Source organism: Pseudomonas auratipiscis, from assembly GCF_036324085.1.
GTDB lineage: Bacteria > Pseudomonadota > Gammaproteobacteria > Pseudomonadales > Pseudomonadaceae > Aquipseudomonas > Aquipseudomonas auratipiscis.
The window spans coordinates 51,130-77,099 of sequence record NZ_JAZDCU010000004.1; the positions used below are offsets into that span (position 1 = coordinate 51,130).

The 25,970-nt window shown below is 57.0% G+C and carries 28 protein-coding genes and 1 pseudogene; 19 read left to right on the forward strand and 10 right to left on the reverse strand.

Going from position 1 to position 25,970, the window contains the following annotated elements:
* Positions 1-182: 182 nt before the first annotated feature.
* Together V0R60_RS06865 and V0R60_RS06870 are read right to left on the reverse strand one after the other, a co-directional pair.
* Positions 183-704 carry a hypothetical protein gene (locus V0R60_RS06865; RefSeq protein ID WP_330080154.1) on the reverse strand — a complete coding sequence of 174 codons (522 nt, stop codon included), beginning with the start codon at positions 702-704 and terminating at the stop codon, positions 183-185.
* 23 nt (positions 705-727) lie between these two features.
* On the reverse strand, positions 728-1,387 hold the full coding sequence (locus tag V0R60_RS06870; protein WP_330080155.1) for a hypothetical protein: 660 nt from the start codon (positions 1,385-1,387) through the stop codon (positions 728-730).
* 214 nt (positions 1,388-1,601) lie between these two features.
* Between V0R60_RS06870 and V0R60_RS06875 the strand changes: the two genes are divergently transcribed.
* From V0R60_RS06875 to V0R60_RS06895, 5 genes are all read left to right on the forward strand, one after another.
* The gene (locus V0R60_RS06875) at positions 1,602-2,072 is read left to right on the forward strand and encodes an LEA type 2 family protein (RefSeq protein WP_256658328.1); all 471 of its coding nucleotides are present in this window, start codon (positions 1,602-1,604) and stop codon (positions 2,070-2,072) included.
* Positions 2,073-2,078: 6 nt separating this feature from the next.
* Positions 2,079-2,279 carry an SEC-C metal-binding domain-containing protein gene (locus V0R60_RS06880; RefSeq protein WP_136474891.1) on the forward strand — a complete coding sequence of 67 codons (201 nt, stop codon included), beginning with the start codon at positions 2,079-2,081 and terminating at the stop codon, positions 2,277-2,279.
* A gap of 110 nt (positions 2,280-2,389) precedes the next feature.
* The gene (locus V0R60_RS06885) at positions 2,390-4,831 is read left to right on the forward strand and encodes a penicillin acylase family protein (protein ID WP_330080156.1); all 2,442 of its coding nucleotides are present in this window, start codon (positions 2,390-2,392) and stop codon (positions 4,829-4,831) included.
* A 181-nt stretch (positions 4,832-5,012) separates the two neighbouring features.
* Complete coding sequence (locus tag V0R60_RS06890) at positions 5,013-7,061, forward strand: c-type cytochrome (protein WP_136474889.1); 2,049 nt, start codon at positions 5,013-5,015, stop codon at positions 7,059-7,061.
* A 144-nt stretch (positions 7,062-7,205) separates the two neighbouring features.
* Complete coding sequence (locus V0R60_RS06895) at positions 7,206-8,321, forward strand: succinylglutamate desuccinylase/aspartoacylase family protein (RefSeq protein ID WP_330080157.1); 1,116 nt, start codon at positions 7,206-7,208, stop codon at positions 8,319-8,321.
* A gap of 22 nt (positions 8,322-8,343) precedes the next feature.
* Here V0R60_RS06895 and V0R60_RS06900 read toward each other — a convergent pair whose 3' ends face one another.
* Positions 8,344-8,577: a hypothetical protein gene (locus V0R60_RS06900; RefSeq protein WP_136474887.1), complete on the reverse strand. Its 234-nt coding sequence runs from the start codon at positions 8,575-8,577 to the stop codon at positions 8,344-8,346.
* A 104-nt stretch (positions 8,578-8,681) separates the two neighbouring features.
* Positions 8,682-9,248, reverse strand: coding sequence for a dCTP deaminase (gene dcd / locus V0R60_RS06905; protein WP_028943496.1), 567 nt, complete (start codon positions 9,246-9,248; stop codon positions 8,682-8,684).
* A 351-nt stretch (positions 9,249-9,599) separates the two neighbouring features.
* On the opposite strand from dcd, the gene V0R60_RS06910 reads away from it, so the two are divergent.
* On the forward strand, positions 9,600-9,809 hold the full coding sequence (locus tag V0R60_RS06910) for a cold-shock protein (protein ID WP_010221054.1): 210 nt from the start codon (positions 9,600-9,602) through the stop codon (positions 9,807-9,809).
* A 161-nt stretch (positions 9,810-9,970) separates the two neighbouring features.
* Here the strand turns inward: V0R60_RS06910 and apbC are convergent, their stop codons facing one another.
* Positions 9,971-11,065, reverse strand: coding sequence for an iron-sulfur cluster carrier protein ApbC (apbC, locus tag V0R60_RS06915; RefSeq protein ID WP_136474886.1), 1,095 nt, complete (start codon positions 11,063-11,065; stop codon positions 9,971-9,973).
* A 154-nt stretch (positions 11,066-11,219) separates the two neighbouring features.
* Between apbC and metG the strand changes: the two genes are divergently transcribed.
* The 8 genes and pseudogenes from metG (at position 11,220) to V0R60_RS06955 (ending at position 17,816) form a co-directional block, all read left to right on the forward strand.
* A complete protein-coding gene (gene metG / locus V0R60_RS06920) occupies positions 11,220-13,259 on the forward strand; it encodes a methionine--tRNA ligase (RefSeq protein ID WP_330080158.1) in 2,040 nt (679 codons plus the stop codon).
* Positions 13,260-13,355: 96 nt separating this feature from the next.
* Positions 13,356-13,937, forward strand: coding sequence for an Rnf-Nqr domain containing protein (locus V0R60_RS06925; RefSeq protein ID WP_330080159.1), 582 nt, complete (start codon positions 13,356-13,358; stop codon positions 13,935-13,937).
* A pseudogene (gene rsxB / locus V0R60_RS06930) lies at positions 13,934-14,758 on the forward strand (electron transport complex subunit RsxB); the annotation flags it as partial. The gene V0R60_RS06925 and the pseudogene rsxB, both read left to right, overlap by 4 nt.
* 16 nt (positions 14,759-14,774) lie before the next feature.
* Positions 14,775-15,761, forward strand: coding sequence for an RnfABCDGE type electron transport complex subunit D (locus V0R60_RS06935; RefSeq protein WP_136474882.1), 987 nt, complete (start codon positions 14,775-14,777; stop codon positions 15,759-15,761).
* 26 nt (positions 15,762-15,787) lie between these two features.
* On the forward strand, positions 15,788-16,375 hold the full coding sequence (locus V0R60_RS06940; RefSeq protein WP_330080194.1) for an RnfABCDGE type electron transport complex subunit G: 588 nt from the start codon (positions 15,788-15,790) through the stop codon (positions 16,373-16,375).
* Positions 16,368-16,889 (forward strand): Rnf-Nqr domain containing protein, encoded by a 522-nt coding sequence (locus tag V0R60_RS06945; protein ID WP_330080160.1) that lies wholly within the window; start codon positions 16,368-16,370, stop codon positions 16,887-16,889. Before V0R60_RS06940 ends, V0R60_RS06945 begins: the two co-directional genes overlap by 8 nt.
* Before the next feature lie 4 nt (positions 16,890-16,893).
* The gene (nth, locus tag V0R60_RS06950) at positions 16,894-17,532 is read left to right on the forward strand and encodes an endonuclease III (protein ID WP_136474880.1); all 639 of its coding nucleotides are present in this window, start codon (positions 16,894-16,896) and stop codon (positions 17,530-17,532) included.
* A 104-nt stretch (positions 17,533-17,636) separates the two neighbouring features.
* Positions 17,637-17,816 carry a PA3496 family putative envelope integrity protein gene (locus V0R60_RS06955; protein WP_136474879.1) on the forward strand — a complete coding sequence of 60 codons (180 nt, stop codon included), beginning with the start codon at positions 17,637-17,639 and terminating at the stop codon, positions 17,814-17,816.
* A gap of 95 nt (positions 17,817-17,911) precedes the next feature.
* Here V0R60_RS06955 and V0R60_RS06960 read toward each other — a convergent pair whose 3' ends face one another.
* The gene (locus V0R60_RS06960) at positions 17,912-18,538 is read right to left on the reverse strand and encodes a response regulator transcription factor (RefSeq protein ID WP_136474878.1); all 627 of its coding nucleotides are present in this window, start codon (positions 18,536-18,538) and stop codon (positions 17,912-17,914) included.
* 424 nt (positions 18,539-18,962) lie between these two features.
* Here V0R60_RS06960 and V0R60_RS26945 point away from each other — a divergent pair, with 424 nt between their 5' ends.
* Positions 18,963-19,523, forward strand: coding sequence for a hypothetical protein (locus tag V0R60_RS26945; RefSeq protein ID WP_371922254.1), 561 nt, complete (start codon positions 18,963-18,965; stop codon positions 19,521-19,523).
* Between the two features lie 44 nt (positions 19,524-19,567).
* On the opposite strand, the gene V0R60_RS06970 is transcribed toward V0R60_RS26945, so the two are convergent.
* Entirely contained in the window at positions 19,568-20,785 is a 1,218-nt protein-coding gene (locus tag V0R60_RS06970) for an argininosuccinate synthase (RefSeq protein WP_136474877.1), read from the reverse strand.
* Positions 20,786-20,914: 129 nt separating this feature from the next.
* A complete protein-coding gene (locus V0R60_RS06975; RefSeq protein WP_330080161.1) occupies positions 20,915-21,856 on the reverse strand; it encodes a flagellar protein MotY in 942 nt (313 codons plus the stop codon).
* A gap of 130 nt (positions 21,857-21,986) precedes the next feature.
* Here V0R60_RS06975 and pyrC point away from each other — a divergent pair, with 130 nt between their 5' ends.
* Both pyrC and rnt read left to right on the forward strand, forming a co-directional pair.
* On the forward strand, positions 21,987-23,033 hold the full coding sequence (gene pyrC / locus V0R60_RS06980; protein ID WP_136474875.1) for a dihydroorotase: 1,047 nt from the start codon (positions 21,987-21,989) through the stop codon (positions 23,031-23,033).
* Positions 23,030-23,698 (forward strand): ribonuclease T, encoded by a 669-nt coding sequence (gene rnt, locus V0R60_RS06985; protein WP_136474874.1) that lies wholly within the window; start codon positions 23,030-23,032, stop codon positions 23,696-23,698. The genes pyrC and rnt overlap by 4 nt, the downstream gene beginning before the upstream one ends.
* Before the next feature lie 62 nt (positions 23,699-23,760).
* Here rnt and V0R60_RS06990 read toward each other — a convergent pair whose 3' ends face one another.
* The gene (locus V0R60_RS06990) at positions 23,761-24,363 is read right to left on the reverse strand and encodes a peroxiredoxin (RefSeq protein ID WP_136474873.1); all 603 of its coding nucleotides are present in this window, start codon (positions 24,361-24,363) and stop codon (positions 23,761-23,763) included.
* A gap of 235 nt (positions 24,364-24,598) precedes the next feature.
* On the opposite strand from V0R60_RS06990, the gene V0R60_RS06995 reads away from it, so the two are divergent.
* Positions 24,599-24,817: a bacterioferritin-associated ferredoxin gene (locus V0R60_RS06995; RefSeq protein WP_136474872.1), complete on the forward strand. Its 219-nt coding sequence runs from the start codon at positions 24,599-24,601 to the stop codon at positions 24,815-24,817.
* A 198-nt stretch (positions 24,818-25,015) separates the two neighbouring features.
* Entirely contained in the window at positions 25,016-25,486 is a 471-nt protein-coding gene (gene bfr, locus V0R60_RS07000) for a bacterioferritin (RefSeq protein WP_116548853.1), read from the forward strand.
* 65 nt (positions 25,487-25,551) lie between these two features.
* Here the strand turns inward: bfr and grxD are convergent, their stop codons facing one another.
* The gene (grxD, locus tag V0R60_RS07005; protein WP_038999109.1) at positions 25,552-25,887 is read right to left on the reverse strand and encodes a Grx4 family monothiol glutaredoxin; all 336 of its coding nucleotides are present in this window, start codon (positions 25,885-25,887) and stop codon (positions 25,552-25,554) included.
* Between the last annotated feature and the right edge of the window lie 83 nt (positions 25,888-25,970).

Sequence of the window (25,970 nt, forward strand, 5' to 3'; positions counted from 1 at the left end):
AGATTTCAACAGCTACTGCCTAGGCAGGTCGCACAGCGTTGAACACCCCTCGCTCGAAACCGTCTTTTCCAAATTCCGTCCTGCTTATAATTCCAGACAGAAGACCAAAGCTTACCAAAGGTGCATGTCCTTCGCGGCGCGGGCGGAGGAAATCCGTTGATATTGACTAGGTGAAACCACAATCACCACCAGAACGACCATCCTCGAACAACTTTGAAGTTTATATACTTCGCCATTTGCTGCTCTAGAATTTGTATCGCTTTCCCCATTTTCTCCCGTGCATCTACACTCTTCTCATGTAGCGAATGCATCGCATCCCCTTGCTTACCCTCGGCTATCATTTCTTGGTAAAGAGCTATCACACCCCCAGCATCCTTGATACTTGTAAGTGTCTTATACAGCCCATCCTTCTCCGAAAAGAGAAACTGCGATTCCCGGTAGCACTTGATAAATTCTGCTGCCTTTATCTTGAGCTCGCCATCATTCTTCCCCCATACCGACTGATAGTATTCCAGTGCAGAAAGATAGACATTGAAACGCTTGTTATACAAATCCAGTTTCACTTTGGCACTGGCGATCTTCATCTGCGTGTAACCAACAGTGAGCGTGGCGAGGCTGACCAATGCAGCCGCAATGCTGAGGTAGAAAGTTACATCCGCATAGATCGGATCTCCAGCAACAGTTTTTACAACGTCAACCGCCATCCCTTCGCTCCAGTTCTTTCCGATTATTGCATATCTTCTAACAGCTTCTTAGTAATCACTTCCTGCTGAATCCAGTTCACTGTAATCTGAATCAGCAGCTTTAGGTCTTTGATATCCTTGTCCACCCACTTCCTGACGTAATGGGTTTCATCATTCCCAAGCCATACTGCCCGCTTCGCACACTGTTTGACATTCTCGTTAGTGACGAAGCCCTCGATCACTTGTCCGATAGGCCGCTTCTTAATATCATCTTCTTTATCAGGATGCTGTGCAACGCAGTAATCTTTAATAAGATACTCTAACGACTTTCTGTAGCCAACCCCTGCAATTTCATCCAATCCGTACTGTTCCGCCTGAGTTGCCTGAGTGAAAATCTCCGTAAATTGAGGAGAAATGTCCTTGACTTCCTTCACAACATCCACTGGTCCAAGTGAGCGTGGCGACAATGTCTTTAAGTAGTAAATACCTTTTGGAGCGTCTAACCTGTAAGATGCTATAAAAAATTTATTGCAATCGATTTTCGGACAGGCGAATAGTGCATCAACTTCATATTGCGTACTGCAATAGCGTCCTTGTAAATACTCAGAATTGATCCCTACGCGGCATACAGGACAGCAATCAGGAAGGGCCGCCACAGTAATTTTCGCTGTACCATTGTTTATCGTTAGTTGAGCCATATTCATCCAGTCGTCAGTTAGAAAAATTGATCAAGCCGCGAACGAATAGCCATTAGAGCACCCCACCCTTCGCCCGTTTCCTTGTCTAGACTACACTCCGGCGAGGCGACAGTGGCAGAGTGCTTGCAGAGGATGAGCGAAAAATGATGGATCACATTGGTAGTGTTTTGTTGCAAAATATCAAGAAATGTTGCGCCAGTTACATAGGGGGCTAAGTTCGATGATCCGTCTGTTGCTGTTCAGCTTTCTGCTACTGCAACTGACGGGCTGCGCCAGTTGGTTCGGCGGTGACTACCGGGATCCCGAAGTCCACCTGGTGAAGGTCGAAGCGGTCAAGGTGCGCCTCCTGGAGCAAGAGTTCGTCCTGCATGTGCGGGTCGACAATCCCAACGATGGGCGCCTGTTCATTCGCAATCTTACCTATGCCGTGCGCCTGAATGACCTGCTTTTGGTCGAGGGCGAATCCAGCCTGTGGCGCAGTGTGGGGGGGCATGCCCGGCGCACCTTCAAGATTCCGGTGCGTACCAATCTTTGGCAGCAGGTCAAACCCCTGGCCAAAATGCTCAAGAAGACCGATGGCCCATTGCGTTACCGTCTAGATGGCGAACTCAACAGTGGAATAATCTTCACCCGCGAAATGCACTTGTCGCGCAGTGGTGAGATAATTCCCGGCGATCTTTTACCGGAGTAACCCGCAATGACCCAACAACCCCATGTCCATGGCCCAGACTGCAACCACGATCATGATCATCACGACCATGATCACGGCCATGTTCACGGTCCAAACTGCAATCACGGTCATCAGGAGCCGGTGCGCAACGCCTTGAAAGACGTTGGCCGCAACGATCCGTGCCCATGCGGCAGCAACAAGAAGTTCAAGAAGTGCCACGGAGCCTGATAGTGGCCTTTGAGCAGCCCGAAAAATAAAGGCTGCGCCCCGCTTGCATGGCGTGGTCGGGCTCACTAACGTAGCGCCTTTTAGACGCCACGCCCTGCAGGAGCCCGATCATGGCCGCGCCAGCCTCCCCCTCTTTTTCACCCCGGTTCGGCGTAGCCGCTGCGATGCTGGCCTTAACTGCCCTGAGCGGCTGCCAAGTGGGCGGCTATCGCGATAGCGTGCCACCAACCAGCGGTGTCCAACCGCTGAAAGGACTGGCCCAAAACGTATCCGTGCGACGCAATGCCCAAGGCATGCCACTGATCGAAAGCAGCAATTTCCACGATGCCCTGTTCGCCTTGGGTTATGTGCACGCGGGTGACCGCATTGGTCAGATGGTCAGCATGCGTTTGTTGGCGCAAGGCCGACTGACCGAAATAGCCGGCCCTGAGGTTCTGGAAGTCGACCGCTTGATGCGCGCGGCAAACCTGAAGAAGACTGCCAACCAGCTCTATGCCGATGCCTCGCCACGTCTTAAGCGCTTTTTCGAAGTCTATGCCCGTGGCGTCAACGCCTATATGTTCCGCTACCGCGACAAACTGCCAGCGCCACTGGCACAAACGGGATACCGTGCGGAGTATTGGAAACCTGAAGACTCGGCGCTGATCTTCTGTCTGTACAACTTCAGCCAGTCGGTCAATCTACAAGAAGAGCTGGCCGCCCTGACCTTGGCACAGAAGGTCGGCAACGACAAACTGCCGTGGCTGTTGCCAAGCTATCCTGACGAACCCCTGCCGACAGCCGAGGCCGACAAACTTAAAGGCCTCAACCTCGGTAGCCAACTGGCCTGGCTGGAGCCGCTCAATGCTGCCAGTGAACAATTGGCCGCGTTCAATTTGCTCGGAACTGCCGGCTCCAGCAATTGGGCCATAGCGCCACCACGCAGCCGTAGCGGCAAGAGCTTGCTGGCCAGCGACAACCTGGGTGCCTGGGCCATGACCCCGGTGCAGATCCGATCACCCAAGTACCAGGCCGCCGGGGTTTCGATTGCGGGCTTGCCGCTGCTGCTCGCGGGGTACAACGGTAAGCTGGCCTGGAGTGCCAGCGCCGTCATGGCCGACAATCAGGACCTGTATTTCGAACGGCTCAAGCGTGAAGGCAGCCGTCTGCTGTACCAGGCCGACGGCAAATGGCTCCCAGCCTTGGCGCGTAACGAAACCTTCTTCATCAGGGGCCAGCGCCCCCAGCGCGAGACCCTCTACGACACCCGCCACGGCACTTTGCTCGGACAAGCGCAGAACACAAGCCTGGGCTTGGCCTTGCAACTGCCCCAGCTCAAGGGTGACCAGAGCCTGGACGCCTTCTTCAACCTGTCGCGAGCGCAGAACGTCGAGCGGGCTTTCGATAACACCCGCGAAATCGGTGCAGCGGCCTTGAACTTCGTCTTCGCCGACGCAAGCAATATCGGCTGGCAGGTCAGCGGGCGTTTTCCCAACCGTCGCGAGGGTCAGGGGCTGCTGCCTTCACCGGGCTGGGATGGGCGCTATGACTGGGATGGCTATGCCGACCCCATGCTCCATCCTTACGATCAGGACCCGCAACAAGGTTGGCTGGGCAATGCCAATCAGCGCAGCGTCCCCAAAGGCTACGGGATGCAGCTTTCCAACAGCTGGTATTACCCTGAGCGCGCCGAACGCCTGGGACAACTGGCCGCCAATGGCAAGCACGACAGCCGCAGCCTGATCACCATGCAAAATGACCAGACCACGCTGTTTGCCGGCAAGCTCAAGCAAATGTTCGAAGCGCCAGGCATGGCCCAGCCCTTGAAAAAGGCAATCGATGCCTTACCAACTGATCAGCGCAGCAAGGCGCGCGAGGCCTACACCCGCTTGATGGCCTTCGACGGCAGGCTGAGCACCACCTCCGCGGACGCTGCGCTGTACGAACTGTTTCTGCAGGAAAGCGCGAAAGCGACCTTCCTCGATGAGCTCGGTCCGGAAAATTCGGCGACCTGGCAGGCCTTCGTCACCAACGCACGGTTGTCCTATTCAGCCCAGGCGGACCATTTGCTGGGTCGTGAAGACAGCCCGTTCTGGGATGACCTGCGCACGGCGAACAAAGAAGACAAACCGGCGATCCTTGCCCGCAGCCTAGCCGCGGCCATCAGCGCCGGCGAGACCCAACTGGGCGGCGACCGTCGCGCCTGGCAATGGGGCAAGCTGCACCAGTACCGCTGGCCTGCGCCAACCTTCCATGGCCTCGGTGACGCGATCAGCCGCAGCCCTCAGGCCACAGGTGGCGATCACAGTACCTTGAACCTGGCGCCATATGCCTGGGGCAGGGATTTCAATGCCCAGTTGCCCCCCTCCCTGCGCATGGTGGTGGACTTCGGCCAGAGCGAACCTTTGCAGTTGCAGAGCAGCAGCGGCCAGTCCGGCAACCCGGCCAGCCCACACATTGCCGATGGTCTGGATGCCTGGTTCAAGGGGCGTTACATGACCCTGCCGCTGCAATCGCAGAACTTCGATCGCGCCTACGGCAGCAAACGCCTGACCCTGGTACCGGGCAAATAACCTACCAATACCCGCAGCCGGTGCAATGCCGGCTGCGCTGATCCATATCAACTGCCCTTGCCAACAATTGCTTTACAACGAAACCAGGACAAGTTTCGTCCCCAGCACTGCCTGATGAACCATAAAAACGATTGCACACCTGCGTTCGAGCTCCCAAACCAGGTGACTAAAGGAATATGCAATGGCATCCGTACTCTCCCGTTTGGCCCTGTGCGCCACGACGCTCCTGCTGCTACCCGCCCTTCACGCCGCCGAGCCAGAAACCCCAGCGCCCGAGCCGCCTGACAACACGCTGCTCGAACGTGGCAAATACGTTGCTCAACTGGGCGACTGCATCGCTTGTCACACCGCCCCGGATGGCCCGCTCATGGCCGGCGGGCTACAACTACAGACGCCCATGGGCACAATTTATTCGAGCAACATCACCCCGGACCCAGAAACCGGGATCGGTCGCTACAGTTTCGAGCAGTTCGACAAAGCCATGCGTGAAGGAGTGAGTGCCGATGGCACCCATCTCTACCCGGCAATGCCCTACCCCTCCTATGCAAAAATGACCGAAGAGGATATGCGGGCGCTGTATGCCTACCTGATGCAGGCAGTAGCACCCATCAGTCAGGCCAACCAGGCCGCCGATATGAGCTGGCCGTTCAATATGCGCTGGGGGTTGGCGTTCTGGAATTGGGCCTTTGTCGACGACCAGCCGTTCGAGCCCGATCCTGACCGCTCGCCGCTCATCAATCGAGGCGCCTACCTGGTACAGGGCCTTGGCCACTGTGGCGCTTGCCATACACCGCGCGGCATTGCCTTCCAGGAAAAGGCCATGAGCGATTCAGGCAGCAGTGGCAAGCACTTCCTTGCCGGGGAAACCGTGGAGCACTGGCGAGCGCTGAGCCTGCGCAACTTGTGGACGGTGCCCGATACGGTGCAATTGCTCAAGACCGGACAAAACCGTTTCGCCACGGTTTCCGGAAACATGGCCGATGTGATTCACCACAGCACCCAACACTTCAGCGACGCGGACCTCACAGCCATTGCCAGCTACCTGAAGTCGTTGCCACCCGGTGAAAACGACTTGCCGATGCCAGCCGTCGCCCTGGCACCGACCTCCGCCCCCGCCGATCTGTTCAGCAGCCGTGGCGGGCTGGGTTACACCCAGTTCTGCAGCGATTGCCACCGTACCGACGGCGCTGGCGTGCCGGGCATGTTTCCGCCATTGGCGGGCAACCCGAGCATTGCCTCCAGCGACCCGACTTCGCTTTTGCACATCACGCTGACCGGCTGGAAAACTGCGCAGACCGCCACTCATTCGCGGGTCTATACCATGCCCGGGTTTGCCCGACTGTCGGATCAGGAGATCGCCGAGATCCTCAGTTTCGTACGCAATCGTTGGGGCAACCAAGGTTCTGCAGTTTCCCCGGAACAAGTGAAAAAGCTACGTGGCCAGCTCAATCCACAAACAACCGATTCAACAGCGTTCGAGACCCCGCGCTTGGCCGATCTGCTGGCTGCACCAAATGCCGACCAGGTTGTTCGTGGTATGCGACTACACCTGCAGACCAAGGAATTGCTGCCGGACAATGTCGGCAATGCACTGAACTGCACCAGTTGTCATCTCAACGCCGGCACCGTGGCTGACGGTTCGCCCTTTGTCGGGGTTTCCGCATTTTTCCCTGGCTATGCACCGCGGGCCGGAAAAATCATCACGCTGGAAGAACGCATCAACGGCTGCTTCCGCCGCTCGATGAATGGCAAGCCAATTCCCCCGCAATCGGCCGATATGCAGGCCATGGTCGCCTATTTCGATTGGATGAAAAACAATACCCAACCAGGGGACAAGGTAGCTGGACGGGGGGTTGGCAAGATAGACCCGGCAATCAAGCCCGATCTGGCCAACGGCGAGCAGGTTTACGCCAAACAGTGCGCCGTGTGCCATGGCACCAACGGCGAGGGATTGGCGCGCGAAGATGGCAGCATGGTCTTTCCACCGCTCTGGGGTGAGCAGTCCTTCAACATCGGTGCCGGCATGGCGCGCACCTATACCGCCGCAGCCTTCGTCAAACGCAATATGCCCATCGGCTTTCATGAGCGCTTCCCGCTTGGCCAGGGAGGCTTGAGTGACCAGGAAGCAGTGGACGTTGCGGCGTGGTTCTCGCAGCAGCCGCGACCGGACTTCCCGGACAAGGTCAAAGATTGGCCAAACGGCGGCAAACCGGTCGACGCCAGGTACTGACGTTCTCGGCAGCAAGCCCCTCCAGTGGGGTGGGGCTTGTCCTGCGACAAGTGCCGAAGGCCTGCATGATCAGCAAGTTTATGCTTATATCATCATGCCGCCGGCGCTGACTGGCTCCTCCCGGACCGACTCACTAGGACTGACATGCACCACTCGACCCACGACATTCTGGCACCGGTTCCTGGTATCGCCCGCCAGATCCACAGCTTTCACTTCGGCCCCCGTGGTGCCGGCAAAATCTACATCCAAGCCTCGCTGCACGCTGATGAACTGCCGGGCATGCTGGTGGCCTGGCATCTCAAACAACGCTTGAGTGAGCTCGAATCCCAGGGCCTGCTGCAGCGTGAAATCGTTCTGGTGCCGATTGCCAATCCAGTGGGCCTGGAACAGGTATTGCTGGATGTACCACTGGGACGCTTCGAGTTGCAGAGTGGCGAGAACTTCAACCGCAACTTTGTCGATCTGAGCGACTCCATCGGTGATCAGATCGAAGCCCATCTGACTCAAGATCCTGAGCATAACGTTGCGTTGATTCGCGAATGCCTGCGCCGCCTACTGGACGCCCAGCCTGCGCATACACCGCTGCAATCGCAACGGTTGACGTTGCAGCGACTGGCTTGCGATGCAGAAATGGTGCTGGACTTACATTGCGATTTCGATGCAGTCGTCCATTTGTACACCACCCCGGAAGCCTGGCCGCAAGTCGAGCCGCTGTCGCGCTATCTAGGCGCCCAGGCCAGCCTGTTGGCTACCGACTCCGGCGGCCAGTCGTTCGACGAGTGTTTCACCCTGGTCTGGTGGCAACTGCAGCAACGCTTCGGCAAGCAATTCCCGATACCGCAGGGCAGCTTTTCAGTCACCGTCGAGTTGCGCGGCCAGGGGGATGTCAGCCACCCGCTGGCAGAGAAGGATTGCGCGGCGATTCTGGCCTATCTAAAGCGTTATGGGGCGATAGCCGGTGAGCCCACAAGCCTGCCAGGCCTGAGCTATGCCGCCACGCCACTGGCGGGGGTAGAGCCGGTAGCCACTCCACTAGGGGGATTGTTGGTGTTCCACGCACAACCTGGCCAGTACCTGGAGGCAGGACAGTTGATAGCGCAGGTCATCGACCCACTCAATGATCGGGTAACACCGATACGCAATGTGCAGCCGGGACTGCTCTACGCCCGCTCTCTGCGCCGCATGGCGACCAGTGGCATGGTCATCGCCCATGTGGCGGGCAACCAGGCCTACCGCAGCGGTTACCTGTTATCGCCGTGACGTTTTGTTGGGCGCAGCGGACCTAGGCTACTGGCGCGGGAGGCGCTTCGTCTGGAAGCGTCGGCTCGCCCGGCTCCATTGGCTGATTTTCGCCGGGTTGCGGCTGGTCAGGCGTATCCGGATCGGGCTGGCCAGGCACACCGCCCGCTTGCACGCTATGCGGATGCGGATGGGCCAGCAGCGACCAGGCCATTACACCGATGTGATTTGGCTGCAACACGGCCAGCTTGGCACTGATGGTCGGGTCGAGTTTCATGGGCAACTCCTTGGCGTGATAACGCTCGCCAGGCCTGTTGCCTGGCGAAACAGTTCACCTAATAGGAGTCTGCCAGAGAAAAACAATTCCCTGATTTTATCGGATCAAGTGCGTGGCAGGGTGACACCGCGTTGCCCCTGGTACTTGCCGCCGCGATCCTTGTACGAGACTTCGCACTCTTCATCGGACTCCAGGAACAGCATCTGCGCCACACCCTCATTGGCGTAGATTTTCGCCGGCAAGGTCGTGGTGTTGGAGAACTCGAGTGTCACGTGACCTTCCCACTCGGGCTCGAGCGGGGTGACGTTGACGATGATCCCGCAACGGGCGTAAGTGCTCTTGCCCAGGCAGATAGTCAGCACATTACGTGGAATACGGAAGTACTCCACGGTGCGGGCCAAGGCAAAGGAGTTCGGCGGAATGATGCAGACGTCACTTTTGACGTCGACAAAGCTGCCGGCATCGAAATTTTTCGGATCGACGGTCGCCGAATTGATGTTGGTGAAGACCTTGAACTCGTCGGCGCAGCGCACATCGTAGCCGTAGCTGGAGACACCGAAGGAGATCAGGCGGTTGTCGCTCTCACCGCGCACCTGGCGCTCGACGAACGGCTCGATCATGCCGTGTTCCTGCGCCATGCGGCGAATCCACTTGTCCGATTTGATGCTCATGGCGGGTGTCCTGAAGTAACGAGGTGAAGAAATTCTGTGGCGCATCTTACCGGGCCTGGCGCCTGGTTCAAAGTTCCGTGCAGTGTCAGAGGTCGAATCCCCCGTGCGCTGGGGCTTTCAGCGGGGCGGACAGCACCGTCAGTCATGATTTGCGCGAAAGCTTAACAAGACCATTGGCACGTTCTGGAAAAAGGGTTAAGGTGACGCCACTGTGCTGCACGTGTCACTGAGAATATCTACCTGATGCAAGATCTCGATCAACCCATCTTCATGATTTTTCTGCCTCTTTGCACTCAGTCTCGACCAGGGCAATTCCTGAGTCGTAGTTAACTTCGTCCAAGGAGACAGACAATGTCCAATCGCCAAACCGGTACCGTTAAGTGGTTCAACGATGAAAAAGGCTTCGGCTTCATCACCCCACAATCCGGTGACGACCTGTTCGTACACTTCAAAGCCATCAAGGCTGACGGCTTCAAGAGCCTGAAAGAAGGCCAAGCGGTCTCTTTCATCGCTACCCGCGGTCAGAAAGGCATGCAGGCTGAAGAAGTAGAAGTTATCTAACTTCCGCTTTACAGCTTGAAAGAACCCCGCCCTTAACAGGCGGGGTTTTTTTATGCCTGCGATTCATCCTGTCGCCACATGGAATGTTCACCCACTACGCCAGCGCGGCAGCCCATCACAGGCCACCGCCAGCACCCATTACAGCGCCCGGTACAATCGTATCAATCTTCGCTGATGGTGATGTTCGGCATCGCGGGTGCTGCGGCTTCCTGCAACACAATGCGCGCACCCACCTGACGAGCCAGCTCCTGGTAAACCATGGCGATCTGGCTTTCCGGCTCGGCAATGGCCGTCGGCTTGCCACTGTCGGCCTGCTCCCGAATCAGCATCGACAGCGGCAGCGAAGCCAGAAGCTCCACTCCATATTGCTCAGCCAGCTTCTCACCACCACCCTCACCAAACAGATGTTCGGCATGGCCACAATTGGAACAGATATGCACGGCCATGTTCTCGACCACACCCAACACCGGAATATTGACCTTGCGGAACATTTCCACGCCTTTCTTGGCATCGATCAGGGCGAGGTCTTGCGGGGTGGTAACGATCACCGAGCCTGCAACCGGAACCTTCTGCGCCAGCGTCAGCTGAATGTCACCGGTGCCTGGCGGCATGTCGATCACCAGATAATCGAGATTGTCCCAGGCTGTCTGCGTTACCAGTTGCAGCAATGCCCCAGAAACCATCGGCCCACGCCAGACCATCGGCGTGTTGTCGTCGGTCAGAAACGCCATGGACATAACTTCGACGCCATGAGCCTTGAGCGGAACAAACCACTTCTGGTCGCGGATCTGGGGACGGGTGCGCTCAGGAATGCCAAACATCACACCCTGGCTGGGGCCATAGATGTCGGCATCGAGGATACCCACCCGAGCCCCTTCGCGGGCCAGCGCCAGGGCGAGGTTGGCGGCGGTGGTGGACTTGCCCACCCCACCCTTGCCGGAGGCAACGGCAATGATGTTCTTGACGTTGGCCAGTCCCGGGATCTGCGCCTGGGCTTTATGCTCGGCAATCACACAGTTGATCTCAACCTGTGCCGAGACGACTCCGTCGATCCCTTCGATGGCGGTTTGCAGGACTTGCGCCCACCCGTTTTTGAACAGGCCGGCAGCATAGCCCAGTTGCAACTGGACATTGACCCGCTCACCCTGGATATCGATCGCTTGCACACAGCCGGCACTGACCGGGTCCTGGTTCAAATAAGGATCGGTGTATTGGCGAAGAACGGCTTCGACGGCTGCGCGAGTGACGGCACTCATGGAGACTCCCGTTATAAAGACTGAGTAAAACAGACCGCTATGCTAACCCGCTAAACATCTACAGATACGTCCATGGGGTGAAATAAATTTCCCGGCGTTTTATAGTGGCCGATCACCGTTTCATCTCAAGTAGCCAAAAAAGTAGCCGAGCCCCATGTCCGAGCAACGTAAGATTCTCGTAACCAGCGCCCTACCCTATGCCAACGGGTCGATCCACCTTGGTCACATGCTCGAGTACATCCAGACAGACATGTGGGTGCGCTTCCAGAAGCACCGTGGCAACCAGTGCACTTATGTCTGCGCCGACGATGCGCATGGTTCTGCAATCATGCTGCGTGCTGAAAAGGAAGGGATTACTCCTGAGCAATTGATTGCGGCCGTCCAGGCTGAGCACGCCGGGGACTTTGCCGACTTCCTGGTGGATTTCGACAACTTCCATTCGACCCACGCCGAAGAAAACCGCGAACTGTCGAACCAGATCTACCTCAAGCTGCGTGATGCCGGGCACATCGCTACTCGGTCGATTACTCAGTACTTCGACCCGGACAAGAAAATGTTCCTGGCCGACCGTTTCATCAAGGGTACCTGCCCCAAGTGCGCCACTGAAGACCAGTACGGCGACAACTGTGAAAAATGCGGTGCCACCTATGCCCCGACCGAACTGAAGAACCCCAAGTCGGCCATCTCCGGTGCCACTCCGGTTCTCAAGGATTCCCAGCACTTCTTCTTCAAGCTACCCGATTTCCAGGCAATGCTCGAACAGTGGACTCGCAGCGGTACGCTGCAAGACGCTGTCGCCAACAAGATCGCCGAGTGGCTGGATGCCGGCCTGCAGGAATGGGATATCTCCCGTGACGCGCCCTATTTCGGTTTTGAAATTCCGGGCGAGCCAGGCAAATACTTCTATGTATGGCTGGATGCCCCCATCGGCTACATGGCCAGCTTCAAGAACCTTTGCGCCCGTCGTCCAGAGCTGGACTTCGATGCGTACTGGAACAAGGACTCTACCGCCGAGCTGTACCATTTCATCGGCAAGGACATCGTCAATTTCCACGCGTTGTTCTGGCCCGCCATGCTCGAAGGTGCAGGGTTGCGTAAGCCGACCGGGATCAACGTGCACGGCTACCTGACCGTCAACGGCTCAAAAATGTCCAAATCCCGCGGCACCTTCATCAAGGCCCGTACCTACCTGGATCACCTGGCGCCGGAATACCTGCGTTACTACTATGCCTCCAAGCTGGGCCGCGGCGTCGATGACCTGGACCTGAACCTCGAAGACTTCGTACAGAAGGTCAACTCCGACCTGGTCGGCAAAGTCGTCAACATTGCCAGCCGTTGCGCAGGGTTCATTCAAAAGGGTAATGATGGCGTGATGGTCGAGGGCGATGCAGCGCCTGAGCTCACCGAAGCCTTCCTGGCCGCAGCGCCAAGCATTGCCGAGGCTTATGAAGCACGCGATTTCGCTCGCGCCATGCGCGAAATCATGGGTCTGGCTGACCGCGCCAACGCCTGGATCGCTGACAAGGCACCGTGGTCGCTGGCCAAGCAGGAAGGCAAGCAGGACGAAGTTCAGGCCATCTGCGCCCAGGGCATCAACCTATTCCGCCAACTGGTTATCTTCCTCAAGCCGGTATTACCACTGCTGGCTGCCGATGCAGAGGCGTTTCTCAACGTTGCCCCGCTGACCTGGGACGACCACCTGACGCGCCTGGACAACCATCAGTTGAATCCATTCAAAGCGCTGATGAGCCGTATCGACCCAGCCAAGGTAGAAGCCATGACTGCCGCCAGCAAGGAAGACCTGGCCGCCAGCCAGACATCCGTAGCGACTGGCAACGGCGAACTGAGCAAAGACCCGTTGTCGGCAGAGATCGACTTCGACACCTTCGCTGCAGTCGACCTGCGCGTGGCCCTGATCCTCAAGGCTGAAGCCGTCGAAGGTGCCGACAAGCTCTTGCGCCTGACCCTGGACATCGGTGACGAACAACGCAACGTCTTCTCGGGCATCAAGTCGGCCTATCCAGACCCCGCCAAGCTCGAAGGGCGCTTGACCATGATGATCGCCAACCTCAAGCCGCGCAAAATGCGTTTTGGCGTTTCCGAAGGCATGGTCATGGCTGCAGGCCCTGGCGGCGAAGAAATCTACCTGCTCAGCCCTGATAGCGGTGCCAAGCCGGGCCAGCGCATCAAGTAAGCAAGTCCCCCAGCCCCGGACGAATAAGTCCGGGGCGTTCTATTCCTCGCGTCATTGCCGGATAATGGCGAACAGCCCCCGGCATTGTGCATCTCCATGAGCGAATTCATTCTGGCCCTGATCAGCGCCGCGCTGGTCAACAACCTGATCCTGCATCAGGGACTGGCCATCGACCCTGCGCTTCGATTATCGGCTGACCAATCGCGTCGTCGACTCCACGCCCTGGGACTGGCCACGCTGGTGTTGCTGGTACTTACCAGCAATATTGGGCAACTGCTGTATCGCTACGTCCTGCAACCCTTGCAGTTGGGTTACCTTCACGTTTTCATCCTGCTCCCCCTTTGCGTACTGCTGATCGAGCCTCTGCTGGCCGGACTGTCCCGCACACTGCCGACACTACCCTTCAGCGGACTAATGCCGCTACTGCTGGGCAATGTGGCACTGCTAGGCTTGGGCCTGCAGTTGATCCAAGGCGACTATGGCACGCTGCAGACCCTCGCTTGGAGCCTGGGTGGTGGGCTGGGATTCTGGCTAGCCTTGTGTTTGTTCGCCGACCTGCGTGAGCGCAGTGACAACGACTCCATTACACCAAGCTTTCGCGGCCTGCCGGTGGAGCTGATCGGAGCGGGCGTAATGGCCTTGGCGTTTCTCGGTTTCAACGGATTATTTACCTCATGAGTCTGATTCAACGCATCGACGCCTTACTCCCGCAGACCCAATGCGGCAAGTGTGGCCATCCTGGGTGCCTGCCTTATGCACAGGGCATGGCCGAGGGCGAGGCGATCAACAAGTGTCCGCCTGGTGGCAGCGAAACCATTGCCGCGTTAGCCAAGCTTCTTCAGGTGCCGATCACCGCTCTGGATCCTGAACGCGGCAGTGCCCCGCCCCAGGTGGCCTATATCCGCGAGGCGGAATGCATTGGTTGCACCAAATGCATACAGGCCTGCCCAGTAGACGCCATTGTCGGTGCAGCAAAGTTGATGCACACCGTTATCCGCACCGAGTGCACCGGCTGCGACTTGTGCGTGGCGCCCTGCCCGGTTGACTGCATCGACCTGCTTCCCTTGAGCATAGACAGCGGCATCATCGCGGTTGTCGGCGGCATGGCTCACGACCCTCAGGCGCTGGCGGCACGCAACAGCAAGCGTAACCACGCCCGGCGCCGCTTTGAGCTGCGCAACAGTCGCTTGCAAGGCGAAGAAGAACGAAAACAAGCCGAGCGCGCCGCTCGCACTCGACCTGCCGCCCCCAGCACCAGCGCTGCACAGAACAGCAGCAGCGATGACCCGATCAAAGCAGCCATCGAACGTGTCAAGGCGCAGAAAGCCGCCGCTGCTGATGCGGCGTTGAAAAAAGCCAAGATTGCGGCGGCAATGAGCCGAGCGCAGTTGAACAAGGCCAGAACTGCCTTCGGTGAGGCGCCGAGCGAAGCACAATTGACCCAATTAACGGAGTTGGAGCTGGAGGCCGAACAAGCCCAGGCGACATTAATGGCTTTGCTGGCGGTTACCTCCCATGCCAGTCACTGATATCAGCGAGCGCCTGCGCAGCACCATGATGCTGGTGCTGCTGGCATGCCTGCCCGGGGTGCTGACGCTGCTTTGGCAGCATGGCTGGGGCACGCTGTTCAATTTGATCCTGTGTACAGCCAGTGCACTCGCCAGCGAAGCATTGCTGCTGAAGCTGCAACAGCGACCGGTGCTGATCGCGCTCAACGACGGTAGCGCATTGGTCAGCGCGACCCTGCTTGCAGTCGCCTTGCCCGCATACGCCCCCTGGTGGGTGCCGGTCGTCGCTAGTGCCAGTGCCATTGCCCTGGGCAAACATCTGTACGGCGGCGTCGGCAAGAACCCCTTCAACCCCGCCATGCTCGGCTATGCAGTGGTGCTACTGACCTTTCCTCAACACATGACCCAATGGCCGGGCGCGCAGTTGCTCGACGCAGCGACAAGCCTGCAGCATGTATTCGGCCTGAGCGGCAACGCACAAGCCGATGCCTGGAGCCAAGCCACGATACTTGATGGCTTGCGCAACAATCGCAGCCTGACCATGGACGAACTGTTCAACAGCCACGCAGGATTCGGCCAACTAGGCGGCAGAGGCAGCGAATGGGTCAACCTTGCCTTTTTGCTTGGGGGCTTGCTGTTGCTGCAACGCAAGGTCTTCAGCTGGCAGGCCCCAGTGGGCTTGCTGGCAAGTCTATTCATTGTCAGTCTGCTTTGCTGGAACGGAACAGGCTCGGACTCCAATGGATCTCCGCTGCTCCACCTGTTCAGCGGCTCGACCATGCTCGCGGCGTTTTTTATCGCCACCGAACCGGTTTCCGGACCCAGGTCCCCGCAAGCCCGCCTGCTGTTTGGTATTGGCATGGGGATTCTGATCTATTTGATTCGCACCTGGGGTAGTTACCCAGACGGCACGGCGTTCGCGGTGCTATTGATGAACCTGTGTGTACCGGCACTTGAGCGCTGGGCCGATCGGCGCAATGCGGTGACCCCGTGAACAGTTCTTCGATTCGTACAGCCGCGATGCTGGCGCTGGTTGCTGCAGCAAGCCTTGGCAGCAGCATGCTCTGGCAACACTTCAGCGCATCCGATGTAAGCAAAGCCGAACAGAAACTCAAAGCGCAAACCTGGCTCAGTGTTCTGCCAGAGGAAACCTACGACAACCAGCCTTTGCAGTTCCCACTGGTATTGAGTAGCCCCTCCCTGGAGCACAGCCAGCTATTGGCAGGCTATCGTGCCACGCTTGGCGCAAAGCTCAGCGCCGTGGTACTGCACAGCCAGGTCCAAGGTTACGCCGGCAAACTCGAGTTGTTGATCGCTATCGATCCTCAGGGACGTCTTATTGCCAGCAAGGTAATTCGCCAGCAGGAAACCCCTGGTCTTGGCGGTAAGTTGGTCGAACCGGGCAACCAATGGCTACAAGGCTTCAACGGTGCCAATCGCCATAGCACTGCCGACGCCGCATGGGCACTCAAACGCGACCATGGGCAATTCGATCAGTTGGCAGGTGCTACGGTGACCTCACGTGCAGTGATTCACGCAATTCATGACGCCCTACGCTACTTCGACGAACATCGTCCGCAGTTGCTGGAGGAAGGGCGCGATGAGTAAACATTGGTTGACCGCGGTGAGCCTGGCACCGTTGCTGGGCGCCACGCAGACGCTGCTCAACGCCTGCGCGATCGCAGGCCTGAGTGTATTGCTGATCGCCTTGCATCAAGTAGCCATGGGTGCGTTGCGACGCGCGCTAAAAGACCGCAGCAGATTGCTGGCGAGCGTGTTGTTGGCAGCCACACTCGTTACCTGCCTGGACCTGAGCCTGCGTGCCTGGGCCTTGCCTTTACACCAGGCATTGACCCCCTATCCAATGTTGATCGCCGTACAATGCCTGGTATTCGAGCACGCGCGCACCGACAGACAGCCCTGGCGGCAAACGGCCAGGTTGCTCGGTGGATTCATCCTCCTCTGTACAGCCCTGGGAGCTATTCGGGAGTTGGCTGGATGGGCTGGATTACGTCTGGCGACGCTGCTACCCGGTGCACTTTTTCTGTTGGGCTTGTTACTGGCCCTGTACAACAGGGCTTGCCTGTCGCGAGCCCCCTTACGTCGTCAAGGAAAGCGTTGACCCCATGAATGCTGCCAAACGCCTGGAAATATTTCGCAGGCTGCATGAAGACAACCCGGAACCCAAGACAGAGCTGGCCTATTCCTCACCCTTCGAGTTGCTGATTGCAGTGATTCTTTCAGCCCAGGCTACCGATGTCAGTGTGAACAAGGCGACGGCCAAGCTCTATCCAGTGGCCAACACCCCGGAGGCTATTTATGCCCTGGGTGTCGATGGGCTTTCGCAGTACATCAAGACCATCGGCCTGTACAACAGTAAGGCTCGCAATGTAATCGAGACCTGTCGCTTGCTGGTGGAACAACACGGCAGCCAGGTGCCGCAAACCCGCGAGGCACTTGAAGCGTTACCCGGGGTCGGTCGCAAGACCGCCAACGTAGTGCTCAACACCGCATTCAGGCAACTGGCGATGGCGGTGGACACGCACATCTTCCGCGTCAGTAACCGCACCGGCATTGCGCCAGGCAAGACCGTGCTTGAGGTTGAGAAGGCGCTGATGAAATTTGTGCCTAAAGCTTACCTGCTCGATGCTCATCACTGGTTGATTCTGCACGGACGCTACGTATGCCTGGCGCGCAAGCCCCGCTGTGGCAGTTGCCGAATAGAAGATCTGTGTGAATACAAGCAGAAAACCTCCGACGATTGAGGCGATAGTGAGAATGGTGCTCACTCGATTGAAAAAATCTTTTTTACCCGCTCATGAAATCTCGCTATAAGGTGCGCAAATGGCCTTTAGGCTTGGAGTGACATATGAGCACCGTTAAAGAAGACCTGGATGTAGATGAAGAAGTCTCTTCTGTTGAGTCAGACGATGTGGAACCGACTGTCGAAGTAGCGAAAATCAACCTCAGCAAGCGCCGTACCATTGATAACCTGCTGGAAGAACGTCGCCTGCAGAAACAGTTGGCTGATTATGATTTTGACCTCTAACGATCCGATATTAAATTGCCATTAACTCCAGGCAGTTCAACAGTAGATGCTGCGACAAAGCCTCCTTCATGGAGGCTTTGTCACGCTTGATACCGTCAAAGCAAGCCGTTGCGCTGTGCCAACTCGATCAGATCAACCAGTGATCGTGCGTTTAGTTTCAGCAGCAGGCGAGTCTTGTAGGTGCTGACTGTCTTGTTGCTCAAGAACATGCCATCTGCAATTTCCTTGTTCGTCTTACCTCGCGCCAGTTGCTGCAGCACCATCATTTCTCGCCCAGACAGGCGCTCGACCATGTCTGCCTCACTCGCCCCTCCCAGGTTGGTGCGCACCGAATGCAAGGCCTGGTTCGGAAAGTAGCTATAGCCAGAGAGCACCGCCTTGATTGCACTGAGCAGCTCAGTCAGGTCCTGCTGCTTGCAGACGTAACCAGCAGCACCTGCCTGCATGCAGCGCATCGAAAAATGTCCTGGCGCCTGTGAGGTCAGTACCAGAACTTTGGCTCCCGGGCAGGTGATGGTAAGTCGGGCAATGACTTCAAGTCCGTCAAGCTTGGGAATACCGATATCAAGAATGACAATATCCGGATCATGTTCCCGTGCCAGCTGTAATGCGTCCACGCCATTATCCGTCTCCGCGATGACTTCATAACCATGCCGTTCCATCAGCATACGTACCGCCAGGCGAATGACCGGATGATCATCCACGATCAGCACTTTATTCATGGGCAGATCCAATTGTTCGCTATTCGATTTTTTTTGAGCTCGCACAATAGCCTAGTCACAAGACATATTGTATTGCGACACCCGCGAGCAAATGCACACAAAGATAAAACCTACGCCTAATGAGGATTAGTCCTACAAAATACTTAAACCTAGGCACTCGATGCTTTTCCAGCAGTGCCTCTTGGAGATACAAAAGCAAACGTCACAGCTCAAAATAGCACTTGGACAAGTAAATATCTTCGGTCTCAAACCCTTTAGACGTGCAGGAAATTTCCTTTAAATTGGATCGATATGTTCCGCACACTTCAAGTAAAAGAAAAGCCGGGCAATAAGTACCCACCCAGAAACCCGACCGAGTGCCAGGCCGCTTAACTTCCCGAAAACATACAACTCGACTGGAAATGCCAAGGACGAGGAAAGCACTATGAGCAATGCCGAGCCTAGAAGCCCATTGACCATCATTGCAATATTCGCCGGAATTATCGAAGCATCGGCACTTGCCTCATTACCTTTTCTGAGTGAAGAAAGCCAAACGACCTACACCTGGTTTCTAGTGGGCTTCCCATTTTTTCTTACTGTTCTTTTCTTTCTAACGCTGAACTTCAACTACAAATCCCTCTACTTGCCTTCCAATACCGATGCCGGGCCTTCCCTCCCACCCCATCTCTCAACAGATTCTGCTTTGGCCATAGATGCATCGATAGGCGACCCGATCGTGCCGTCGATGCAAGTGCAAATGGATGAGATATCTAATGAGGCCCAGGAAGATGCCGATACACAATTTGTTCGACGGAGCGAAAAATCACCGCAATGTGTACAGGCACGGGTAACCATTACCTTGAGTGGAGCGCGGGCCAATCAACTGTTCGAACACTTTGCGACCCACGCACTTAAACAGGTGCAATTTCAAGGCAGCACATGGACGCTCTACAACATGGAAACAGGAACTCGCACAACCCTTACAACTCAATCATTCGACAGATAAAAAAAAACCCCGGGCATGCCCGGGGTTTTCTTTCAAATAGCCATTCAGATTAACGAACGGCCTTTGTTTGCAGCAATACGCATGCGCAACGCGTTGAGCTTGATGAAGCCTGCCGCATCTGCCTGATTGTAAGCGCCACCGTCTTCTTCGAAGGTTGCGATATTGGCATCGAACAGGGAGTCGTCAGACTGACGGCCAGTGACAATCACGTTGCCCTTGTACAGCTTCAGGCGAACAACACCATTCACGTTTACCTGGGAAGCGTCGATCATCTGTTGCAGCATCAGACGCTCCGGGCTCCACCAGTAGCCGGTGTAGATCAGGCTGGCATACTTGACCATCAGTTCGTCTTTCAAGTGAGCGACTTCACGGTCCAGGGTAATCGACTCGATTGCCCGGTGCGCGCGCAGCATGATGGTGCCGCCTGGGGTTTCGTAGCAGCCACGGGACTTCATGCCGACATAGCGGTTCTCGACGATGTCCAGACGACCGATACCGTTTTCGCCACCAATGCGGTTTAGCGTAGCAAGCACAGTGGCTGGCGTCATTTCAACGCCATCGAGGGCGACGATGTCACCGTTGCGGTAGGTCAGTTCGATATAGGTAGGAACGTCAGGCGCGGCTTCCGGCGACTTGGTCCACTTCCACATGTCTTCTTCGTGTTCGGTCCAGGTATCCTCCAGCACGCCACCCTCGTAGGAGATGTGCAGCAGGTTGGCGTCCATCGAATAAGGCGATTTCTTCTTGCCGTGACGCTCGATTGGAATGCCGTGCTTCTCGGCATAATCCATGAGCTTCTCGCGGGACAGCAGGTCCCACTCACGCCAAGGAGCGATGACTTTAACGCCTGGCTTGAGTGCATAGGCGCCCAGTTCGAAACGTACCTGGTCATTACCTTTGCCGGTAGCACCATGGGAGATGGCATCGGCGCCGGTTTCGTTGGCGATTTCGATCAGGCGCTTGGCGATCAGCGGACGAGCGATGGAGGTACCCAGCAGGTACTCTCCTTCGTAAACGGTGTTGGCACGAAACATCGGGTATACGAAGTCACGCACAAACTCTTCGCGCAGGTCATCGATGTAGATTTCTTTCACGCCCATCGCCTGAGCCTTGGCGCGGGCCGGCTCGACCTCCTCGCCCTGCCCCAGGTCGGCAGTGAAAGTCACCACTTCACAGTTGTAGGTATCCTGCAGCCACTTGAGAATCACCGAAGTATCAAGGCCGCCGGAATACGCCAGTACGACCTTTTTTACGTCCGCCATGCCATCACTCCACGGGGTTGTACGGAAAACCGTCGATTCTACCGACCTTGCAGAATAATTTACAGTGGGGCGACAGCTTGTGACGACAAAGCGACAGGAACTGTCGAGAGCGCGACGGACGGTCGCAGCTCAAGACTTGGCTGAAGGTTTGCCAGGGTCAATTTGTGCTGCCGGGTTGACGCGAGGCTCAGCGGCTTTTTCGGCAGCGGTCTCAACCGCTGGCACGCGATCGAGCTGAATGTTCACCCGGCGATTGCGCGCACGGTTGGCAGCTGAATTGTTGGCCGCCAGCGGATAGCGCTCACCATGAAAGCGTACCCTGATCTGGTCTTCAGCGATGCCATGCGCCTTGAAATATTCCATCACTGCCAGGGCGCGGCGCCGGGACAGGTCGCGGTTGGTCAGACGGTTGCCACTGTTATCGGAGTGCCCATCGATTTCGATCCGGTTGACCGTAGGGTCGGCCTTGAGGAACGCCAGGATAATGTCCAGGCGTGCTTTGGCACTGGCATCCAGTTCAATACCGCCCCCGGGAAAACCTACCCGTGCCTGACGAACCTGGTCATAGTTCATCGGTAACAGCTTGGCTGTACAAAGCTGGTAGTCACCGTACGCCTTGCTGAATTTCACCGGCAACAAGCGGACCTCCATCGCCCGTCCGGCTTCGCCTGCATGGTTGCGAACCACGGTGCTGCGCCCGTCGAGCAGACCGTTGATCAGACGGCTGGCCTGGCCCTGGGTACTGGTAAACAGTACGCCGCTGCGCGCCATGCGTACCGATCCCAGGTTGATATCGCCGCGCCCCGGCTGCCACGGCGCCGCAGCAGCGAGCAACGCAGCTGAGCCGCTACCCAATACATTGCTGCTTGAGCGCAATTGAAAAGTGGCTTGCTCACCGGCACGGCGCACGAACTCACCGCTGCCGAAATCGGCAACCGGTTGTACCAGACGGCATTCGAACTGATCGCCTTCGACCTTCCACTCAATATTCTCCAGACGAGTCTGGAAAGTGAGTGCCGTCGCAGGCAAGCAGGCAAACACACTGAGCAGGGCTAGATAACGCTGGCGCACGGGCGGCTCCACAGATTTTCACGGTATACCCGCAGGCTATCGGTCAAGCGCGGCAAAACTTGATAGCGAGTGCTCACCCCCCGCTTTTCCGGTAGCATTCACCCTGAGTACGACCCGCCTGGAATCCCCAATGTCCGACCGCCTGACCCTCCTGCGTCCCGATGACTGGCACATCCATCTTCGCGATGGTGCTGTGCTGCCCCACACCGTTGGCGATGTTGCGCGCACCTTTGCTCGCGCAATCATCATGCCCAACCTGGTCCCGCCAGTGCGCGATGCTGCCGAAGCCGGCGCCTATCGTGAGCGCATTCTGGCCGCTCGCCCGGCCGGTAGCAGCTTTGAACCGCTGATGGTGCTGTACCTGACCGATCGCACCCAACCCGAGGAAGTCCGCGCAGCCAAGGCCACCGGTTTCGTGCATGCGGCCAAGCTCTACCCGGCTGGCGCCACGACCAACTCCGATTCTGGTGTCACCAGCATCGACAACATCTTCCCCGTACTCGAAGCCATGGCCGAAGTCGGCATGCCGCTGCTGGTACACGGTGAAGTAACGCGTAGCGAGATCGATGTGTTCGACCGCGAGAAGCTGTTCATCGACGAGCATCTGCGTCGCGTCGTCGAGCGCTTCCCGACCCTGAAAGTGGTGTTCGAACACATTACTACCCGTGAAGCTGTGCAGTTCGTCAACGAGGCCCCGGCCAACGTCGGCGCGACGATCACCGCCCAGCACCTACTGTATAACCGCAACCACATGCTGGTTGGCGGGATTCGGCCGCACTTCTACTGCCTGCCGATCCTCAAGCGCAACACCCATCAGGTGGCCTTGCTGGACGCAGCTACCAGCGGCAGCAGCAAATTCTTCCTCGGCACCGATTCGGCACCCCACGCCCGTCACGCCAAGGAAGCTGCCTGCGGCTGTGCCGGCTGCTACACCGCCTATGCGGCGATCGAGATGTACGCCGAAGCGTTCGAACAACGCAATGCGCTGGACAAACTCGAAGGTTTTGCCAGCAAGCACGGCCCTGACTTCTATGGCCTGGCGCGCAATACCGACACCATTACTCTGGTCCGCGAAAGCTGGACCGCCCCAAGCAGCTTGCCGTTCGGCGAGCAGACTGTTATCCCGCTGCGCGCCGGTGAGCAACTGCGCTGGCGCCTGCTGGAGGAAACTGCGTGAGTGAAGATCTGTACGACGACCAGGACGGTCCAATCGGTGGCCCTCGCCACCCAATGGCAGAACGCTTTCGCGGCTACCTGCCTGTAGTAGTGGACGTGGAAACCGGTGGCTTCAATTGCGCCACCGATGCCCTGCTGGAAATCGCAGCGGTGACCATCGGCATGGATGAAAAAGGCTTCCTGTTCCCGGAACACACCTATTTCTTCCGTGTCGAGCCTTTCGAAGGCGCCAACATTGAACAGGCGGCGCTGGAGTTCACCGGTATCAAGCTAGATCACCCACTGCGCATGGCTGTGGGCGAGGAGTCGGCCCTGACCGATATCTTCCGCGGCGTACGCAAGGCACTGAAGGCCAATGGCTGCAAACGGGCAATCCTGGTTGGCCACAACAGCAGCTTCGACCTTGGTTTCCTCAACGCAGCCGTTGCGCGCAACGACATGAAACGCAACCCGTTTCATCCGTTCTCCAGCTTCGACACTGCAACCCTCGCTGGCCTTGCCTATGGTCAGACAGTGCTGGCCCGCGCCTGCCAGAGTGCCGACATCGACTTTGACGGTCGTGAAGCCCACTCAGCTCGTTACGACACCGAAAAAACCGCCGAACTGTTCTGCGGTATCGTCAACCGCTGGAAAGAAATGGGCGGCTGGCACGACTTCAACGACTGATGCCCGCGTCTGCAGGCCATAAAAAAACCGGCCATATAGGCCGGTTTTTTTGTGGCTCGCTTTTACAGCTTGCCGGCGTTTTCGCTCAGGTAAGCAGCAACGCCTTCTGGCGATGCGGTCATGCCTTTGTCGCCTTTTTTCCAGTTTGCCGGGCAAACTTCGCCGTGCTCTTCGTGGAACTGCAGAGCATCGACCAGACGCAGCAGCTCGTCCATGTTACGACCCAGTGGCAGGTCGTTGATGATCTGCGAACGAACTACGCCTTTGTCGTCGATCAGGAACGCGCCACGGAAGGCTACGCCGCCTTCGGATTCAACGTCATAGGCCTTGGCGATGTCGTGCTTCATGTCAGCAGCCATGATGTATTGCACCTGACCAATGCCACCGGCATTGATCGGGGTGTTACGCCAGGCGTTGTGCGTGAAGTGCGAGTCGATCGAAACGGCAATCACTTCAACATTGCGGTCACGGAAATCGGCCATGCGGTGATCCAGAGCGATCAGCTCGGACGGGCAGACGAAGGTGAAGTCCAGAGGGTAGAAGAACACCAGGCCGTACTTGCCCTTGATGGCCGAGGCCAGGTTGAAGCTGTCGACGATTTCGCCATTGCCCAGAACGGCTGGAACGGTGAAGTCCGGGGCAGTTTTGCCAACGAGTACGCTCATTAGATATCTCCTGATGGTTTGAAACACGCTGTGCAAGCCGGCATAAGCCAACTGACAGTGCAAAGGCCGGCCATGATACACCGCCTTGCGCTACGCGCCGAATTTCAAGCAGCGATCTCCTCCCTCCGTGCCATTGGTCGCTCTTGTTCACGGATCGGCGGATTGTGCTTTGACAAGCATTCTCATTAACATTAAGCTTCTTCGCATTGAGCCTTTACCAGTGATGGTCTGCCCTATGTATGTGTGTCTTTGTGTTGGTGTAACCGACGGACAGATCCGCGATGCGATCTATGAAGGATGCTGCAGCTACAAGGAAGTCCGAAATGCCACTAACGTGGCAAGCCAGTGCGGCAAATGTGCGTGCCTGGCCAAGCAGGTTGTGCGTGAAACCCTGACTGATTTGCAATTGAGCCAGGCTGCACTGCCCTACCCTGTAGAATTTACTGCAGCGTAAAACACCCTATTCCAAGAACCGGACCTCGTGTCCGGTTTTTTTATGCCTGTAATTCAATAAGTTAGGCTTAAAACGCGGAACACAAACATTCTTATTCCGATTAATTTTTATTTATTATTCAATAACTTAGGTTTGACAGTCGTAGTTACCGGGCTCAAACTCTTGCTTATAGGCACACTTATAGGGCGGGACCCCATCATGAAAGGCGACGTTAGCGTCATCCAGCATCTCAACAAGATCCTCGGAAACGAGCTGGTCGCAATCAACCAATATTTCCTGCATGCGCGCATGTACGAAGACTGGGGTCTGGAAAAGCTCGGCAAGCACGAGTACAAGGAATCCATCGACGAAATGAAACACGCTGACAAACTGATCAAGCGTATTTTGTTTCTGGAAGGCATCCCCAACGTTCAGGACTTGGGCAAGCTGTTGATCGGCGAGCACACCAAGGAAATGCTTGAGTGCGACCTGAAGATCGAGCAAAAAGGCCTGATCGACCTCAAGGCAGCTATCGCTCATTGTGAAACGGTCGGTGACTTCGGTAGCCGTGAGATGCTCGAAGACATCCTCGAATCTGAAGAAGAGCACATCGACTGGCTGGAAACCCAACTGAGCTTGATCGACAAAGTCGGTCTGGAAAACTACCTGCAGTCGCAGATGGGCGAATAACCTCGTTTTTCAGGCGCAACAAAAAGCCCCGCATTGCGGGGCTTTTTGTTGCGCGAAGACCTGACTCAGGCCTTGGCAGCCTCAGCCTTGGCTGCAGCATCCTTGATCAGGGTCTGCAGTTCGCCGTTGGCAAACATTTCAGCCATGATGTCGGAGCCGCCAACCAGCTCACCGCCAACCCACAATTGTGGGAAGGTCGGCCAGTTGGCGTATTTTGGCAGGTTGGCGCGAATTTCCGGATTCTGCAGGATATCCACGTAAGCGAACTTCTCACCGCAACCCATCACGGCCTGTGCGGCCTTGGCCGAAAAGCCGCACTGCGGGGCATTCGGCGAGCCTTTCATGTAAAGCAGGATGGTGTTGTTAGCAATCTGCTCTTTGATTGTTTCAATGATATCCATGAAGCACCTCGCGGCTGAACTTTCCGACCTGGTTGTCGGCACGGTGTCGCATTGTATCGGAAAGCCGAGCGCGACGCTCGGCT

What these genes read in the sequence shown, in the direction of transcription:
- V0R60_RS06865 (WP_330080154.1), bottom strand. Translation starts at nt 704, where the DNA reads ATGGCGGTTGACGTTGTAAAAACTGTTGCTGGAGATCCGATCTATGCG.
- V0R60_RS06870 (WP_330080155.1), bottom strand. Translation starts at nt 1,387, where the DNA reads ATGAATATGGCTCAACTAACGATAAACAATGGTACAGCGAAAATTACT.
- V0R60_RS06875 (WP_256658328.1), top strand. Translation starts at nt 1,602, where the DNA reads ATGATCCGTCTGTTGCTGTTCAGCTTTCTGCTACTGCAACTGACGGGC.
- V0R60_RS06880 (WP_136474891.1), top strand. Translation starts at nt 2,079, where the DNA reads ATGACCCAACAACCCCATGTCCATGGCCCAGACTGCAACCACGATCAT.
- V0R60_RS06885 (WP_330080156.1), top strand. Translation starts at nt 2,390, where the DNA reads ATGGCCGCGCCAGCCTCCCCCTCTTTTTCACCCCGGTTCGGCGTAGCC.
- V0R60_RS06890 (WP_136474889.1), top strand. Translation starts at nt 5,013, where the DNA reads ATGGCATCCGTACTCTCCCGTTTGGCCCTGTGCGCCACGACGCTCCTG.
- V0R60_RS06895 (WP_330080157.1), top strand. Translation starts at nt 7,206, where the DNA reads ATGCACCACTCGACCCACGACATTCTGGCACCGGTTCCTGGTATCGCC.
- V0R60_RS06900 (WP_136474887.1), bottom strand. Translation starts at nt 8,577, where the DNA reads ATGAAACTCGACCCGACCATCAGTGCCAAGCTGGCCGTGTTGCAGCCA.
- dcd (WP_028943496.1), bottom strand. Translation starts at nt 9,248, where the DNA reads ATGAGCATCAAATCGGACAAGTGGATTCGCCGCATGGCGCAGGAACAC.
- V0R60_RS06910 (WP_010221054.1), top strand. Translation starts at nt 9,600, where the DNA reads ATGTCCAATCGCCAAACCGGTACCGTTAAGTGGTTCAACGATGAAAAA.
- apbC (WP_136474886.1), bottom strand. Translation starts at nt 11,065, where the DNA reads ATGAGTGCCGTCACTCGCGCAGCCGTCGAAGCCGTTCTTCGCCAATAC.
- metG (WP_330080158.1), top strand. Translation starts at nt 11,220, where the DNA reads ATGTCCGAGCAACGTAAGATTCTCGTAACCAGCGCCCTACCCTATGCC.
- V0R60_RS06925 (WP_330080159.1), top strand. Translation starts at nt 13,356, where the DNA reads ATGAGCGAATTCATTCTGGCCCTGATCAGCGCCGCGCTGGTCAACAAC.
- V0R60_RS06935 (WP_136474882.1), top strand. Translation starts at nt 14,775, where the DNA reads ATGCCAGTCACTGATATCAGCGAGCGCCTGCGCAGCACCATGATGCTG.
- V0R60_RS06940 (WP_330080194.1), top strand. Translation starts at nt 15,788, where the DNA reads ATGCTGGCGCTGGTTGCTGCAGCAAGCCTTGGCAGCAGCATGCTCTGG.
- V0R60_RS06945 (WP_330080160.1), top strand. Translation starts at nt 16,368, where the DNA reads ATGAGTAAACATTGGTTGACCGCGGTGAGCCTGGCACCGTTGCTGGGC.
- nth (WP_136474880.1), top strand. Translation starts at nt 16,894, where the DNA reads ATGAATGCTGCCAAACGCCTGGAAATATTTCGCAGGCTGCATGAAGAC.
- V0R60_RS06955 (WP_136474879.1), top strand. Translation starts at nt 17,637, where the DNA reads ATGAGCACCGTTAAAGAAGACCTGGATGTAGATGAAGAAGTCTCTTCT.
- V0R60_RS06960 (WP_136474878.1), bottom strand. Translation starts at nt 18,538, where the DNA reads ATGAATAAAGTGCTGATCGTGGATGATCATCCGGTCATTCGCCTGGCG.
- V0R60_RS26945 (WP_371922254.1), top strand. Translation starts at nt 18,963, where the DNA reads ATGAGCAATGCCGAGCCTAGAAGCCCATTGACCATCATTGCAATATTC.
- V0R60_RS06970 (WP_136474877.1), bottom strand. Translation starts at nt 20,785, where the DNA reads ATGGCGGACGTAAAAAAGGTCGTACTGGCGTATTCCGGCGGCCTTGAT.
- pyrC (WP_136474875.1), top strand. Translation starts at nt 21,987, where the DNA reads ATGTCCGACCGCCTGACCCTCCTGCGTCCCGATGACTGGCACATCCAT.
- V0R60_RS06990 (WP_136474873.1), bottom strand. Translation starts at nt 24,363, where the DNA reads ATGAGCGTACTCGTTGGCAAAACTGCCCCGGACTTCACCGTTCCAGCC.
- V0R60_RS06995 (WP_136474872.1), top strand. Translation starts at nt 24,599, where the DNA reads ATGTATGTGTGTCTTTGTGTTGGTGTAACCGACGGACAGATCCGCGAT.
- bfr (WP_116548853.1), top strand. Translation starts at nt 25,016, where the DNA reads ATGAAAGGCGACGTTAGCGTCATCCAGCATCTCAACAAGATCCTCGGA.
- grxD (WP_038999109.1), bottom strand. Translation starts at nt 25,887, where the DNA reads ATGGATATCATTGAAACAATCAAAGAGCAGATTGCTAACAACACCATC.